Here is a 15177-nt window from a genome sequence, read left to right as displayed (position 1 = left end):
TCCCTAGATCCCCAGCTGCTTCGCCTCGTGCAGCTTCGCGACCGCGTCCTTGTCGCCGTCCAGCTCGACCTTGGCGGCGTTCTGCCGGCCGTAGGAGAACAGCAGCAGCTCCGAGGGCTCGCCGGTCACCGTCACCACGGGGGTGCCGCGGTGGGCGACCGCCGTCTGGCCGTCCGGGCGGCGCAGTACCAGGCCCGTCGGGGCGCTGCGGCCCATCAGGCGGGCCGAGCGTTCGAGGCGGGACCACAGGGTGTCCTGGAAGACCTGGTCCAGCTCGCGGGGCGTCCAGTCCGGCTGCGCGCGGCGGACGTCCTCCGTGTGGACGTAGAACTCGACGGTGTTCGACAGCTCGTCGACCTGCTTGAGCTGGAACGGCGAGAACCGCGGTGGGCCGGTGCGGATGAGCTGGATCAGCTCCTCGTACGGCTTGGCGGTGAACTCCGCCATCACCCGCTCCAGTCGCGGCGCGAGCTGCTTGATCAGGATGCCGCCGGCGGCATCGGGGCGGCGCTCGCGCACCACCACGTGCGCGGCGAGGTCACGGGTCCGCCAGCCCTCGCAGAGGGTCGGGGCGTCCGGGCCCTCGGCCTCCAACAGGTCGGCCAGGAGAAGTCGTTCACGCTTGGCGAAAGTCGACATGCAGGCCAGCCTACGTCCGCCCCGAGGGTCCGCCCAGTGGACACCACCCCGTCACTGTCAGTGGTGCGCGGCACAATGGCCCCTATGACCAGCACGCCGTCCCCCAGCAGCCTCCACCCGGAGATCGCCGCGCGCCTCAAGCGCAGCGCCGACGGGCTCGTCCCCGCCATCGCCCAGCAGTACGACACCGGTGAGGTGCTCATGCTCGGCTGGATGGACGACGAGGCGCTGCACCGCACCCTCACCACCGGCCGCTGCACGTACTGGTCGCGCAGCCGCCAGGAGTACTGGGTGAAGGGCGACACCTCCGGCCACTTCCAGTGGGTGAAGTCGGTCGCCCTCGACTGCGACGCCGACACCGTGCTGGTCAAGGTCGACCAGGTCGGCGCCGCCTGCCACACCGGCGCGCGCACCTGCTTCGACGCCGACGTGCTCCTCAAGGACGGCGAGGGCGCCGATTCCGGCGTACCGGCCTCGGATCAGTAAGGTCAGCCGCCATGGACCTCGAGACCTTCCGCAAGCTGGCCACCGACCGGCGCGTCATCCCGGTCACGCGCAAGCTCCTCGCCGACGGCGACACGCCGGTCGCGCTCTACCGCAAGCTCGCCGCCGAGCGCCCCGGCACCTTCCTGCTGGAGTCCGCGGAGAACGGCCGCTCCTGGTCCCGCTACTCCTTCGTCGGCGTGCGATCAGCAGCGACTCTGACTGCTCGTGACGGGCAGGCCCACTGGCTCGGCGCCCCGCCCGTCGGTGTCCCCACGGACGGGGACCCGCTCGCCGCCCTGCGTGCCACCATCGAGGCCCTGCACACCCCGCACCAGGAGGGCATGCCCCCCTTCACCGGCGGCATGGTCGGCTATCTCGGCTACGACATCGTGCGCCGCCTGGAGAAGATCGGCCCGGGGGAGCGGGACGACCTCCGGCTGCCCGAGCTCACCATGCTGCTCACCAGCGACCTCGCCGTCATGGACCACTGGGAGGGCTCGGTCCTGCTGATCGCCAACGCGATCAACCACAACGACCTCGACACGGGCGTCGACGAGGCCTACGCGGACGCCGTCGCCCGCCTCGACGCCATGGAGGCCGATCTCTCGCACGCGGTCGCCCAACCGCCCGCCGTGCTCCCGCCCTCCGAGCTGCCCGAGTACACGGCCCTGTGGGGCGGCCCCGACTTCCAGGTGGCCGTCGAGGACATCAAGGAGCGCATCAGGGCCGGGGAGGCCTTCCAGGTCGTCCCCTCGCAGCGCTTCGAAACGCCGTGCACAGCAAGCGCGTTGGACGTCTACCGCGTGCTGCGGGCGACCAATCCCTCGCCGTACATGTACCTGTTCCGCTTCGACGGCTTCGACGTCGTGGGCTCTTCCCCCGAAGCCCTGGTCAAGGTCGAGGACGGGCACGCGATGGTCCACCCCATCGCCGGGACGCGGCACCGCGGGGCCACGCCGCAGGAGGACCAGGCCCTCGCCGACGAGCTGCTCGCCGACCCGAAGGAGCGCGCGGAGCACCTCATGCTCGTCGACCTGGGGCGCAACGACCTCGGACGGGTCTGCGAGCCGGGCTCCGTCGAAGTCGTCGACTTCATGTCCGTCGAGCGGTACTCGCACGTGATGCACATCGTCTCCACGGTCACCGGCAAGGTCGCCGAGGGCCGCACCGCCTTCGACGTCCTGACCGCCTGCTTCCCGGCCGGCACCCTTTCCGGTGCCCCCAAGCCCCGGGCGATGCAGATCATCGACGAACTCGAGCCGTCCCGGCGCGGCTTGTACGGCGGCTGCGTCGGCTACCTCGACTTCGCGGGAGACTCCGACACCGCCATCGCCATCCGCACGGCCCTGCTGCGGGGCGGCACGGCATACGTCCAGGCGGGCGCCGGCATCGTCGCCGACTCCGACCCGGTCGCCGAGGACCAGGAGTGCCGCAACAAGGCGGCGGCCGTGCTCCGGGCGGTCCACACGGCCAACCGGCTGGGCAAGTAGGACCCTTCCGGCGACAAGTGGGGCGCTTCTCACGTGAACCCGGGTGACGGTTCGCCCGGGGTTCGGGCGATAGTGGAGTACGTGACTGCTGCTCCTCATCCCCGTTCCGAAGCCGACGGACCCGCACGGTCCGGTCGCCGGAGTCTCGCCCTTGCCCTGCTGTGCGGTGCGCTCGGCGCGGCCCTGGCGTTGCTGGCCACCCGTCAGCGCTGGTCGGAGGGGACCGCGACGGTGGCCGGCGGCGCCTTCCCCCTGACCGCCAAGGGCAGCGACGTCACGGGCGTACCGGCGGCACTCGCCATAGTGGGCCTCGCCGCGCTCGTCGCCGTCTTCGCCGTCCGCAAGGCGGGCCGCCTGCTGGTCTCGGCCCTGCTCGCGCTCTCGGGCGCCGGCACCATCGCCGCGGCCCTGCTGGGCGTCTCCGACAGCTCCGCGCTCGACGAGAAGGCCGCGCAGGCCGCCGGCGACACCTCGGCCACCGTGGACGGCCTCTCCCACACCGCCTGGCCGTACGTCGCGGCCGTGGGCGGCGCCCTGCTTCTCGTCGCAGGCCTGCTCGCCCTGCGCTACGGCCGGAACTGGCCCGCGATGTCCGGCCGCTACGAGCGCGACGGCGCCCCGAAGCCCCGCCGCAGGGCCCCGACCGTGGACCCCGACCGCCCCGAGGACCTCTGGAAGGCACTCGACCGCGGCGAGGACCCCACGGGCGCGTAAGCCCGCTCTCCCGCCGCCACGCGCAAGGAGCCACCCCCGAGCAGCGCACGCGTGCGCGTGCGGGACAATGTCCGTTGAGCGTCCGGCTCAGACACGTACACAGCAACGAGGAGCAAGTCATGGCGGGCAGCAGCCACGGTCACACCCCGGCCGCCTGGACCGGTGTCACGATCGCCTTCATCGGTTTCTGCGTCTCGGGTGCCTTCATGGTGATGGCCGAGCCCGTGGGCTTCTGGGCCGGCATGGCGATCGTGGTCGTCGGCGGCATCGTCGGCTGGATCATGAGCGCGATGGGCATGGGCCAGCCGAAGGACGCGCACGAGACGTTCCAGGACGCGCTCGAGCAGAGCCAGGCGGCCGTGAGCGCGAAGAGCTGACTCACACACGACTGCTGACTGAGGGGCGATCCGGCACCGGGTCGCCCCTCAGGCGTGCGTGGCGCCCGCCCGGGGGGACAATGCGAGACGTGAACGCCGAGAGCCAGCCCGCGACACCGTCCGGCACCGAATCCACGGCACTGGCGCGGCTCGCCGTCCCCGCCGGGGTGCTGGCGGCCGTCGCCGGTGCCTTCGCGTACGTGGGAACGGTCGACCCGTACCAGCCCGGCCACTACCCCGTCTGCCCCCTCTACCGGCTCACCGGCATCTACTGCCCCGGCTGCGGCGGCCTGCGCAGCGCGCACTCCTTCATCCACGGGGACTTCCTCGCGGCACTCCAGGACAACGCCCTCGCCGTCGTGGGCTATCTGGGCTTCGCCGTGCTGTGGACCGTATGGGTGGTGCACGCGGTGCGCGGACGGCGCGTGCGCATCGAGCTCGGGAGCCGGCAGCTGTGGGTGCTCGGGACGTTGTCGCTGGTCTTCACGGTTGTCCGGAACCTGCCGTTCGGTGGCTGGCTGCATCCTTGATCAATGGGCGAATGTCCAGGTACTGGGACCGGCGTCAACCGGATGTGAGGCCTACCCCTCCCTGCGGATACCATCGCAGTGACCATCTGTTTTTCCCTCGGGTCAGCTTGGCTCAACAGCTTGAACAGTCAACCGTCTGGAAGGGGGCCGCTCGCGTGAGTGTGCTCGACGAGATCATCGACGGAGTCCGTGCCGACCTCGCGGAGCGGCAGGCGCGCGTCAGCCTCGACGAGCTCAAGGAGCGCGCGGCGAAGGCTCCCGCGGCCAAGGACGGCCTGGCCGCCCTGCGCGGCGACGGTGTGAAGGTCATCTGCGAGGTCAAGCGCTCCAGCCCCTCCAAGGGCGCCCTGGCCGCGATCGCCGACCCGGCCGGCCTCGCCGCGGACTACGAGGCGGGCGGCGCCGCCGTCATCTCCGTCCTGACCGAGCAGCGCCGCTTCGGCGGCTCGCTGGCCGACCTGGAGGCGGTCCGCGCCCGCGTGGACATCCCGGTCCTGCGCAAGGACTTCATCGTCACCTCGTACCAGTTGTGGGAGGCCCGCGCGTACGGCGCCGACCTCGTCCTCCTGATCGTCGCGGCCCTCGACCAGCCCGCCCTCGAGTCACTCGTCGAGCGTGCCGTCTCCATCGGCCTCACTCCGCTCGTCGAGGTCCACGACGAGGACGAGGTCGAGCGCGCGGTGGACGCGGGCGCCAAGGTCATCGGCATCAACGCCCGCAACCTGAAGACCCTCGAGGTCGACCGCGGCACCTTCGAGCGCGTCGCCCCCGAGATCCCCGAGGGCATCGTCAAGATCGCCGAGTCCGGCGTCCGCGGTCCCCACGACCTCATCGCCTACGCCAACGCCGGCGCCGACGCGGTCCTGGTCGGCGAGTCCCTGGTGACGGGCAAGGACCCGAAGTCCGCGGTCTCGGACCTGGTCGCGGCGGGCGAACACCCGGCACTGCGGCACGGCCGCAGCTGATCACCCGCTAGGCTTACCCCGATGACTCTCACCGTGACCACCGTGGACCGGCACTCCCGCCTCGCGCGCGGCTGCCGGCCCCGTGGCTGCCGCGCGCCCGCACGCAGGGTGCACGGCCGCAGGGTCAGGTATGTCATCGGCGACGAACCGGGACAGGTCAACGGTCGGCGATGGCAGCGGCTTGTCAGGGGCGCGGGGCTCTATTTGATTTGCGGCTACCGCCGCGCGGGCGCGACCAGCCACTGACGGCCTGAAGTCGACCGGCAAATCCCTGCCCCCACGGCGATTAGTGTCTTCATTCACGCACTCACCGTGAGGTTTCCGCATGCCCAGCGAGTTCTTCATCCCCGACCCGGAGGGTCAAATCCCAAGTGCCGAAGGCTACTTCGGCGCATTCGGCGGCAAGTTCATCCCGGAGGCCCTCGTCGCCGCCGTCGACGAGGTGGCCGTCGAGTACGACAAGGCCAAGCACGACCCCGAGTTCGCCCGCGAACTCGACGACCTGCTGGTCCACTACACCGGCCGCCCCAGCTCCCTCACCGAGGTGCCCCGGTTCGCCGAGCACGCCGGCGGCGCGAGGATCTTCCTGAAGCGGGAAGACCTCAACCACACCGGATCCCACAAGATCAACAACGTGCTCGGCCAGGCCCTGCTCACCAAGCGCATGGGCAAGACCCGCGTCATCGCCGAGACCGGCGCCGGCCAGCACGGCGTCGCGACGGCGACGGCCTGCGCACTGTTCGGCCTCGAGTGCACGATCTACATGGGTGAGATCGACACCAAGCGCCAGGCCCTGAACGTGGCCCGGATGCGCATGCTCGGTGCCGAGGTCGTCGCGGTGAAGTCCGGCAGCCGTACGCTCAAGGACGCCATCAACGAGGCCTTCCGCGACTGGGTGGCCAACGTCGACCACACCCACTACCTCTTCGGTACTGTGGCCGGCCCGCACCCCTTCCCGGCCATGGTCCGCGACTTCCACCGCGTGATCGGCGTCGAGGCCCGCCGGCAGCTTCTGGAGCAGGCCGGACGCCTGCCCGACGCCGCCGTCGCCTGCGTCGGCGGCGGCTCCAACGCCATCGGTCTCTTCCACGCCTTCATCCCGGACGCGAGCGTCCGCCTCATCGGCTGCGAGCCCGCGGGCCACGGCGTCGAGACGGGCGAGCACGCAGCCACGCTGACCGCGGGCGAGCCCGGCATCCTGCACGGCTCCCGCTCCTACGTCCTGCAGGACGAGGAGGGCCAGATCACCGAGCCGTACTCGATCTCGGCCGGTCTGGACTACCCGGGCATCGGGCCCGAGCACTCCTACCTGAAGGACTCCGGCCGCGGTGAGTACCGCGCGGTCACCGACGACGCGGCGATGCAGGCCCTGCGTCTGCTCTCGCGCACCGAGGGGATCATCCCGGCCATCGAGAGCGCGCACGCGCTGGCCGGCGCCCTGGAGGTCGGCAAGGAGCTGGGCAAGGACGGCCTGATCGTCGTCAACCTGTCCGGCCGCGGCGACAAGGACATGGACACGGCAGCCCGTTACTTCGGCCTGTACGACACCGACGCCGAGGTCGCGGCCAACGAAGCCGACATCGCGGAGATCGAGGGGGACGCCAAGTGAGCGGCGCTGTATTGAACAGTAAAAAGGGCCAGCTGTTGACGGACACCCTCGCCGCCGCCAAGGCCGAGGGCCGTTCCGCGCTCATCGCCTACCTCCCGGCCGGGTTCCCGACCGTGGACGGCGGCATCGAGGCGATCAAGGCCGTCTTCGACGGCGGTGCGGACGTCGTCGAGGTCGGGCTGCCACACAGCGACCCCGTCCTCGACGGCCCCGTCATCCAGACCGCGGACGACATCGCCCTGCGCGGCGGAGTCAAGATCGCCGACGTCATGCGTACGGTCCGTGAGGCGCACACGGCCACCGGGAAGCCGGTGCTCGTGATGACGTACTGGAACCCGATCGACCGCTACGGCGTCGAGCGCTTCACCGCCGAGCTCGCCGAGGCCGGTGGCGCGGGCTGCATCCTGCCCGACCTGCCGGTGCAGGAGTCGGCCCTGTGGAGGGAGCACGCCGAGAAGCACGGGCTCGCCACGGTCTTCGTGGTCGCGCCCAGCAGCAAGGACGCGCGGCTCGCGCAGATCACCGCGGCGGGCAGCGGGTTCGTGTACGCCGCCTCGCTGATGGGCGTCACCGGCACCCGGGAGTCGGTGGGCGCGCAGGCCCAGGACCTGGTGGAGCGCACCCGCGCCACCGGCTCCGACCTGCCCGTCTGCGTCGGGCTCGGGGTTTCCAACGCCCAGCAGGCCGCCGAGGTGGCCGGCTTCGCCGACGGCGTGATCGTCGGCTCGGCCTTCGTCAAGCGGATGCTGGACGCGCCGGACGACGCGGCAGGCGTCGAGGCCGTCCGCTCACTCGCCGGCGAGCTCGCCAAGGGCGTGCGCGGACAGGCGTAACCGAGCAGTTCATTGCATGCAGGTCCGCTCATTTCAGGTGGGTCCTCCGAACGGGTGGATCTGGGGCCGGGGAGGCGCATTGCGCCTCCCCGGCTTCGTTCTGGGGGTGTGAGCGAGAAGAACCGTGACGGAAAGCGCACCGCCCGGGAGCGGCTGGCGGTCGAGCGTGAGAAGCAGAAGGCTGCGGAGAAGCGACGGCGGACGCTGATTGTGGGCGCGAGCGTCGTCTGCGTCCTGGGCCTCGCGGCGGTGATCGGGGTGGTCGCCGCCAATGCGGGCAAGGACAAGGACAAGAGCTCGGGCCCGGTCGTGGCGCCTTCCGGGGCGCAGGGCAAGGACGGCCTCGCGATTGCCGTGGGCAAGGACGGCGCCAAGCCGACGCTCACGATCTGGGAGGACTTCCGCTGTCCGGCCTGCCAGTCCTTCGAGACGGTGTACCGCCCGACGCTCCATGAGCTGACCGACTCCGGCAAGCTCAGAATCGAATACCACCTGGTCCGGCTCATCGACGGCAACCTCGGAGGCACCGGCTCGCTGCGCGCGGGCAACGCTGCCGCCTGTGCGCAGAACGCCGGGAAGTTCCGCGACTACCACGACGTGCTTTACGAGAACCAGCCCAAGGAGACCGTCGACACCTTCGCGAACAACGCCAAGCTGATCGACCTGGCGGGCAAAGTGGGAGGCCTGGGCACCGCGGCCTTCCGCAAGTGCGTCGACGACGGCAAGCACGACAGCTGGGTCGACAAGTCGAACGCCGCCTTCAAGGCCGGCCGTTTCAGCGGGACACCGACCGTGCTGCTCGACGGCAAGAACATCTACCAGGACCAGACGATGACGCCCGCGAAGCTGAAGCAGATGGTGCTGGCGGCCAACAAGGGGTAAGAGTTTCACGCCCGCCTGTTATGGACCCGTAGCCGGGCTGCCTGCCGTCGTCCGGGCCGGGCACGGTAGCGTCGACCCTGCCATGGAAGAACTTGCCTACATTCCGAGCCCGTCGCGCGGGGTGCTGTACCTCGGCCCCATCCCGCTGCGCGGCTACGCGTTCTGCATCATCATCGGCGTCTTCGTCGCGGTCTGGCTCGGCAACAGGCGCTGGATCGCCCGCGGCGGGCGGGCCGGCACGGTGGCCGACATCGCTGTCTGGGCGGTGCCCTTCGGCCTGGTCGGCGGTCGCCTCTACCACGTGATCACGGACTACGAGCTGTACTTCAGCAAGGGCCGTGACTGGGTGGACGCCTTCAAGGTGTGGGAGGGCGGCCTCGGCATCTGGGGCGCGATCGCGCTCGGCGCGGTCGGCGCGTGGATCGGCTGTCGGCGCCGGGGCATCCCGCTGCCCGCCTACGCCGACGCCATTGCCCCCGGCATCGCCTTCGCACAGGCCATCGGCCGCTGGGGCAACTGGTTCAACCAGGAGCTGTACGGCAAGGAGACCCACCTTCCCTGGGCGCTGCACATCACGTCCTCGGCGGACGGCCGTGTGCCCGGGTACTACCACCCGACGTTCCTCTACGAGTCCCTGTGGTGCATCGGCGTCGCGCTGCTCGTGATCTGGGCGGACCGCCGCTTCACGCTGGGACACGGGCGGGCGTTCGCGCTGTATGTCGCCGCGTACTGCGTGGGCCGGGCGTGGATCGAGTACATGCGCGTCGACGACGCCCACCACATCCTGGGCCTGCGGCTCAACGACTGGACCGCGCTGATCGTGTTCCTGCTCGCGGTGACCTACATCGTGGTGTCGGCGAAGAAGCGGCCCGGCAGGGAAGAAGTGGTCGAGCCGGGTGCCGCGGAGGAAGCGGCCGAGGCCGACAGCGAGGACGCCGTGTCCCTCGACAAGGACGAGGCGGACTCCTCGGCGGCGAAGCCGGATGCGGAGGGCTCCGCATCGGAATCCGAAGAACCCGCGGACGCCGAGAACGAGGCGGTGGACGGCGCGAAGAACAGCGCGAAGGACAGCGCCGAGTCGGCCAAGAAGAGCTGACTGTTCGGCAGTACGTCGACGAGGGCGCCCGGGCCACGAGGTCCGGGCGCCCTCGTCTTCAGTTCCGCCGTGCGAGTGACAGCGTGCGGTGCGCTGCCGCCACCACCGCCGCGTCGATGAATTTTCCGTCCGGCAGGGCCTGGGCGCCCTGCTGGTTCATCGCCGCCTTGACGATCGTCTCGGCCTCCTCGACCTCCCGCTCGGTGGGGAGGTAGGCCCGTTCGATGATGGGGAGCTGGCGGGGGTGGATGGCCGCGCGGCCCAGGAAGCCGAGGGTGCGGCCGTGGGCGCAGGAGGCCGCCAGGCCCTCCAGGTCGCGGATGTCCGGGTGGACCGACTGCGGCGACGGGGGCAGGCCCGCCGCCCGGGCGGCGACGACGATCCGGGAGCGGCACCAGTCGAGGCCGGCGTCCTCGCGTACCCCCAGGTCGGCCCGTAGATCCGCTTCGCCGAGGGCGATGCCGCGCAGGGCGGGGTGGGCGGAGGCGATGGCGTGGGCGTGCTCGACGGCCAGGGCGGATTCCAGGAGGGCGTACAGAGCGGGTGCGCGAACGGCGGGTGTGGAGCGTTCCGCGGTGCGGACGATCTGCTCGGGAGAGGTGACCTTCGGCAGGCGCAGGCCCGAGAGGCCGGGCCGGTCGGCCACCGCCTCCAGGTCGCGGGGCGCCAGCGGACCGTCCAGGGGGTTCACGCGGACGTGGACCGGGACCGGCTGCGGGGCGGAGAGGAGTTCGGCGGTGGCCGCGCGGGCGTACTCCTTGCGGTCCGGGGCGACCGCGTCCTCCAGGTCGATGACGACGACGTCGGCGCCGGCGGTCAGGGCCTTGGCGACCACGTGCGGGCGATCGCCCGGTGCGTAGAGCCAGGTGAGCGGGGGCGCGGTCATACGGCGCCCTCCTCGTGCAGGGTTGTCAGTTCGGCTGGGGTGAGGCCGAGACTGGTCAGTACCGTCTGTGTGTCGGCGCCGTGTGGGCGGCCCGCCCAGTGGATCGTGCCTGGGGTGGCCGAGAGGCGGAAGAGGACGTTCTGCATGCGCAGCGGGCCCAAGTCGGGGTCGTCGAGGGTGGTGATCGTGTCCAGGGCCGCGTACTGCGGGTCGGTCATCACGTCCCGTACGTCCTGGATGGGCGCGACCGCGGCCTCGGCCTTCTCGAAGGCCGCGAGGACCTCGTCGCGGGTGCGCGCGGCGATCCAGCTGCCGACCGCCTCGTCCAGGACGTCGGCATGCCGGGCGCGGTCGGCGCCCGTCGCGAACCACGGCTCGTCGATCAGCTCCGGGCGGCCCACCAGGCACATGACGCGTTCCGCGATCGACTGGGCGGAGGTCGAGACGGCGACCCAGGTGCCGTCGCCGGTGAGGTACGTGCCGCGCGGGGCGTTGTTGGCGGACCGGTTGCCGGTGCGCTGCTGCACGTATCCCAGCTGGTCGTACCAGGTCGGCTGGGGACCCAGGACGGTCAGGATCGGCTCGATGATCGCCATGTCGACGACCTGGCCCTCGCCGGTGCGGTCGCGGGCGGACAGCGCGGTCATCACGGCATAGGCGGTGGCCAGGCCGGCGATGGAGTCGGCGAGGCCGAAGGGCGGCAGCGTCGGGGGTGCGTCCGGTTCGCCGGTGATCGCGGCGAAGCCGCTCATGGCCTCGGCGAGAGTGCCGAATCCGGGGCGGTGCGCATAGGGGCCGAACTGACCGAAGGCGGTGACCCTGGTGAGGATCAGACGGGGGTTGGCGGCGGACAGCTCCGCCCAGCCCAGGTCCCATTTCTCCAGCGTGCCGGGGCGGAAGTTCTCGATGACGACGTCCGCGGTGGCGGCCAGGCGGAGAAGGGTGGAGCGGCCGCCCGGCTTGGAGAGGTCGAGGGTGATGGTCTGTTTGTTGCGGCCGAGGACCTTCCACCAGAGGCCGACGCCGTCCTTGGAGGGGCCGTGGCCGCGGGAGGGGTCCGGCTTCGTGGGGTGCTCCACCTTGATGACCTCCGCGCCGAAGTCGCCGAGCATCGTGGCGGCGAGCGGGCCGGCGAAGAGGGTGGCGAGGTCGAGGACGCGCAGGCCGGTGAGCGGGGCTTCGTTCATGACGCGAACTGCGCTTCGATCTCCGGGCGGCAGGGCATCGACGCCGACGCGCCCGGCCGCTGGACGGAGAGTGCCGCGGCCGCTCCCGCCCAGGCCAGCGCGGACCGCATCCGCCGCCCTTCGGTGAGCGCCACGGCGAGGGCGCCGACGAACGTGTCGCCCGCGCCTGTCGAGTCCACGGCGGTGACCTGCGGCGCGGGCACGACGAGCGGGTCGGCGCCGCGGGCCACGTACAGACTGCCCGCCGAGCCGAGGGTGACGACCACTTCCGGCACCTGGTCGAGCAGGGCCGTGGCCGCGTCGGCCGGGTCGGTGCGGCCGGTGAGGGTGGTCGCCTCGTGTTCGTTGGGGACCAACAGGTCGGTGGCGGCGAGGAGTTCGGGCGGGAGCGGCTGGGCGGGGGCCGGGGTGAGGATCGTACGGATGCCGTGGGCGCGGGCGGCTCGCGCACCAGCCAGCACTGCGGCCAGGGGGATCTCCAGTTGGAGGAGGAGGGCGTCGGCGGAGGCGATGAGGCCGTCGTCGCCGGGGACGAGGTGGTCGACGGTGCCGTTGGCGCCGGGGATCACGACGATCGAGTTGCCGCCTTTGTCGTCGACGACGATGTGGGCGGTGCCTGAGGGACCCTCGACGGTGCGGAGGAGGTCGGTGTCGACGCCCGAGTGCTCGAGGGTGGAGCGGAGGCGGGTGCCGAAGACGTCGTTTCCGACCGCGCCGATCATCGAGACGGTGGCGCCCGCGCGGGCCGCCGCGATCGCCTGGTTGGCGCCCTTGCCGCCGGGGATCGTACGGAACTCCCGTCCCGTCACGGTCTCTCCGCGCTGCGGGGCCTTCTCGACGTAGGTGACGAGGTCCATGTTCGTGCTGCCCAGTACGACGATGTGGGTCATGGGCGGGATGCCTCCCGGTGGGTGAGGTGGGCCAGGGTGTCGAAGCCGATGCCGTTGAAGTCGCCGACGGAGGTGGCCAGTCGGTTCTTGAGGGGGGTGGTCCAGCGGTCGGGGAGGGCAAGGGGGGTGCCGGTGAGGAGGGCGGCGATGCTGCCTGCTGTGGCGCCGTTGGAGTCGGTGTCCCAACCGCCCGACACGGCACGGCAGATGGAGCCGGTGAAGTCGCCGTTCGCGTGGGTGAGGGCGGCGGCGATGAGGGCCGTGTTGGGGATGGCGTGGACCCAGTGGTGGGTGGCGGCGTGGGTGGCGTGGAGCTCGTCCACGACGGTGTCGAAGTCGGTGTGTTTCTCGGCGAGTTGGATGGCGTGGCCGACGGCCTGGGCCAGGCGGGAGCGGGGCGGGATGACCGTGAGGCCGGTGCGGAGGCAGGCGTGGATGTCGTGGGTGGCGGCGGCTGCCTGCGCGATGGTGGCCGCCGTGAACATCGCCGCGTAGACGCCGTTGGCGGTGTGGGTGAGGGTGGCGTCGCGGTGGGCCTGTTCCGCTGCGGCGGCCGGGTTGCCGGGGTTGGTCCAGCCGTGCACGTCGGCTCGGATGAGGGCGCCGATCCATTCGCGGAAGGGGTTGCGGTGGCGGGCCGTGTGGGGTGGCTCCAGGCCGAGGAGGAGGTTGCGGTAGGCGATGCGTTCGGCGGTGAAGGTGCGGCCGGCCGGGAGTTCTGTGAGCCAGAGCTCGGCTACGTCGGTGGGGGTGAAGTGTTTGCCGTGGCGCCTGAGCAGGAGGAGGTTGAGGAGGGGGTAGTTGAGGTCGTCGTCCTCGGGCATGCCGTCGATGTTCTCGGCGAGGGAGGTTGGTGCCGAGCGGCGGTTCCAGGGGTGTGTGGTGAGGAGTTCTGTGGGGACGCCCCTGGCCGTGAAGTAGGTGTTCAGGGGCCAGTTGCCGGTGGATTTGGCCAGTTGGCGGATGGCTTCGAGGGGGAGTTTTTCTACGGGTTTGCCGAGGAGGCAGCCGACGGCTCTGCCTAGCCAGGCGGCTTCCAGGTGCAGGTGCGTGGGGGTGGCTGTGGGGGCGGGATCGCTGGCCCGCGCTTGCGGGGTGCCGCCTCTCTTTGGGTCGGGTGCCGCCCCAAGCGGCACGACTGCCCGCAGGCTGGGCCAGGCTGGGCACAGGGATTTGATCCTTGCCAGGTCCGTGGGTTCGGCGTCCTGCAACTTGCTTGGCAGGTCTGCCAGTTCGTCCAGCAGGTCCTTTGCCAGCAGCCGTAGGTAACGCGACGCCGGTTGTGGTGATGCGCCCGCCCGCAGAGGGGCCTCTGTACCGCCCGCCGCCCTCCACCTCGCCGCGATCGCCGACGGTTCGCGGCCGTCCAGGGCCGCCTGGCGCAGTTCGTGGCCGATCAGGTCCTCCGGCTGGACCCAGGTCAGTCGGAGCAACGTGGGCCTCCGATGTTCATGAAGGCCGACTCGTGGGTCCTGCGGCGGTGTACGTCCCGTTCGAAGATCTCGCGGGTTACGGCGGTGAGGGTCGTCGCCGGTTGCCACAGGTCCAGACGGCTTGCCTCCGCCACCTGCTTCGACCAGTCCTCCGGGACCGGGGAACCCAGGGCCCCGGCGAGCGCGCCGGTCATCGTCGCGATGGAGTCGCAGTCGCGGCCGTAGTTCACCGCGCCCAGGACCGCGTGGCGGTAGTCGCCGCGGGACACCAGCAACATGCCCAGGGCGACGGGGAGTTCCTCGATCGAATGGAGACGGGACGGGCGGCGGGCCCCGAGAGACGGGGCGCGGTAGTCCGGGCCCACCGTGTCGTAGGGGGCGACTGCTTCCCGTAGCGGAATCAGGGCCGATTCGAAGTCCGTGTGGTGGGACGCCGCTTCGCAGACCTTCTCGATCGCCGTACGGGTGCCGTCCTTCGCGAGGGAGAGGGCCGTGGTGACGATCGACTCCGGGGTTGCCCCGGGGGTGGTCGCCGCGGCCACCGCCGCCGCGAAGACGCCTGCCGCCTCGCGGCCGTACGACGACTGGTGGGCGCCCGCGATGTCGATCGCCTCGGTGTAGGCGGCCGTGGGGTTGGCCGCGTTCACCAGGCCCACCGGGGCCATGTACATCGCCGCACCGCAGTTGACGATGTTGCCGACGCCGGCCTCGCGGGGGTCGGCATGGCCGTAGTGGAGGCGGGCCACCAGCCATTTCTCCGCGAGGAAGATGCGGTGCAGGGGGAGGGCTTCCTGCTCCAGCTCCGGGATCCAGCGTGGGGTCGTCATCAGGTCGGGGACCAGGTGGTCCGCGATCGCGTAGGCGTCGAGGTGGTCGCGGACCTGGGCGTAGACCCGGATCAGGGCGTGCGTCATCAAGGTGTCGTCGGTGACGTGGCCGTCGCCCTTGTGGTACGGCGCGATGGGCCGGGCCGTGCGCCAGGCCTCGCCGTTCCAGGGGCCGACGATGCCGTGGACGCGGCCGCTGTGGCGTTCGAGGATCTGGTCGGGGGAGTAGCCCTCGACGGGGCCGCCGAGGGCGTCGCCCACCGCCGCGCCCACGAGGGCCCCGGTGATCCGGTCCTCGAGGCTGGTTTTGGGGTTTTTGGGCCTCATGGCCCG

At 71.2% G+C, this 15177-nt stretch carries 17 protein-coding genes; 11 read left to right on the top strand and 6 right to left on the bottom strand.

The features are described 5' to 3' along the window. Positions 1–3: 3 nt before the first annotated feature. Positions 4–639, bottom strand: a complete 636-nt coding sequence (locus EDD92_RS13470) for a TIGR03085 family metal-binding protein (RefSeq protein WP_123964535.1) — start codon at positions 637–639, stop codon at positions 4–6. A gap of 84 nt (positions 640–723) precedes the next feature. On the opposite strand from EDD92_RS13470, the gene hisI reads away from it, so the two are divergent. From hisI to lgt, 11 genes are all read left to right on the top strand, one after another. Beyond that, positions 724–1125 (top strand): phosphoribosyl-AMP cyclohydrolase, encoded by a 402-nt coding sequence (hisI, locus tag EDD92_RS13465; RefSeq protein WP_123964534.1) that lies wholly within the window; start codon positions 724–726, stop codon positions 1123–1125. An 11-nt stretch (positions 1126–1136) separates the two neighbouring features. Continuing rightward, positions 1137–2615, top strand: a complete 1479-nt coding sequence (locus EDD92_RS13460) for an anthranilate synthase component I (RefSeq protein WP_123964533.1) — start codon at positions 1137–1139, stop codon at positions 2613–2615. 72 nt (positions 2616–2687) lie between these two features. Further along, entirely contained in the window at positions 2688–3329 is a 642-nt protein-coding gene (locus tag EDD92_RS13455; protein ID WP_123964532.1) for a TIGR02234 family membrane protein, read from the top strand. 119 nt (positions 3330–3448) lie between these two features. Further along, complete coding sequence (locus tag EDD92_RS13450) at positions 3449–3706, top strand: HGxxPAAW family protein (protein ID WP_123964531.1); 258 nt, start codon at positions 3449–3451, stop codon at positions 3704–3706. An 80-nt stretch (positions 3707–3786) separates the two neighbouring features. Beyond that, positions 3787–4236, top strand: coding sequence for a DUF2752 domain-containing protein (locus EDD92_RS13445; protein WP_123964530.1), 450 nt, complete (start codon positions 3787–3789; stop codon positions 4234–4236). Positions 4237–4391: 155 nt separating this feature from the next. Then, on the top strand, positions 4392–5201 hold the full coding sequence (trpC, locus tag EDD92_RS13440) for an indole-3-glycerol phosphate synthase TrpC (RefSeq protein WP_123964529.1): 810 nt from the start codon (positions 4392–4394) through the stop codon (positions 5199–5201). Positions 5202–5222: 21 nt separating this feature from the next. Next, positions 5223–5447 carry a tryptophan biosynthesis modulator TrpM gene (gene trpM, locus EDD92_RS13435; protein ID WP_123964528.1) on the top strand — a complete coding sequence of 75 codons (225 nt, stop codon included), beginning with the start codon at positions 5223–5225 and terminating at the stop codon, positions 5445–5447. Between the two features lie 79 nt (positions 5448–5526). Continuing rightward, entirely contained in the window at positions 5527–6810 is a 1284-nt protein-coding gene (trpB, locus tag EDD92_RS13430) for a tryptophan synthase subunit beta (protein WP_123964527.1), read from the top strand. 11 nt (positions 6811–6821) lie between these two features. Next, complete coding sequence (gene trpA / locus EDD92_RS13425) at positions 6822–7643, top strand: tryptophan synthase subunit alpha (protein ID WP_123970376.1); 822 nt, start codon at positions 6822–6824, stop codon at positions 7641–7643. Positions 7644–7751: 108 nt separating this feature from the next. Then, positions 7752–8525 (top strand): thioredoxin domain-containing protein, encoded by a 774-nt coding sequence (locus tag EDD92_RS13420; RefSeq protein ID WP_123964526.1) that lies wholly within the window; start codon positions 7752–7754, stop codon positions 8523–8525. 82 nt (positions 8526–8607) lie between these two features. Next, the gene (lgt, locus tag EDD92_RS13415; protein WP_123964525.1) at positions 8608–9621 is read left to right on the top strand and encodes a prolipoprotein diacylglyceryl transferase; all 1014 of its coding nucleotides are present in this window, start codon (positions 8608–8610) and stop codon (positions 9619–9621) included. A 58-nt stretch (positions 9622–9679) separates the two neighbouring features. On the opposite strand, the gene EDD92_RS13410 is transcribed toward lgt, so the two are convergent. From EDD92_RS13410 to EDD92_RS13390, 5 genes are read right to left on the bottom strand one after another with little or no spacing between them, the layout of a single operon-like run. Then, entirely contained in the window at positions 9680–10507 is an 828-nt protein-coding gene (locus EDD92_RS13410; protein WP_123964524.1) for a CoA ester lyase, read from the bottom strand. Further along, positions 10504–11694 (bottom strand): CaiB/BaiF CoA-transferase family protein, encoded by a 1191-nt coding sequence (locus tag EDD92_RS13405; protein WP_123964523.1) that lies wholly within the window; start codon positions 11692–11694, stop codon positions 10504–10506. The genes EDD92_RS13410 and EDD92_RS13405 overlap by 4 nt, the downstream gene beginning before the upstream one ends. Beyond that, positions 11691–12584: a ribokinase gene (rbsK, locus tag EDD92_RS13400; protein WP_123964522.1), complete on the bottom strand. Its 894-nt coding sequence runs from the start codon at positions 12582–12584 to the stop codon at positions 11691–11693. The genes EDD92_RS13405 and rbsK overlap by 4 nt, the downstream gene beginning before the upstream one ends. Continuing rightward, positions 12581–14017 (bottom strand): ADP-ribosylglycohydrolase family protein, encoded by a 1437-nt coding sequence (locus EDD92_RS13395; RefSeq protein ID WP_123964521.1) that lies wholly within the window; start codon positions 14015–14017, stop codon positions 12581–12583. The genes rbsK and EDD92_RS13395 overlap by 4 nt, the downstream gene beginning before the upstream one ends. Next, a complete protein-coding gene (locus tag EDD92_RS13390) occupies positions 14005–15171 on the bottom strand; it encodes an ADP-ribosylglycohydrolase family protein (RefSeq protein WP_123964520.1) in 1167 nt (388 codons plus the stop codon). The genes EDD92_RS13395 and EDD92_RS13390 overlap by 13 nt, the downstream gene beginning before the upstream one ends. Positions 15172–15177: the final 6 nt, after the last annotated feature.

The organism is Streptomyces sp. TLI_185, assembly GCF_003814765.1.
Lineage (GTDB): Bacteria > Actinomycetota > Actinomycetes > Streptomycetales > Streptomycetaceae > Streptomyces.
The sequence above is the reverse complement of the archived record's forward strand: the minus strand, read 5'-3'. Positions and strand labels throughout refer to the sequence as shown.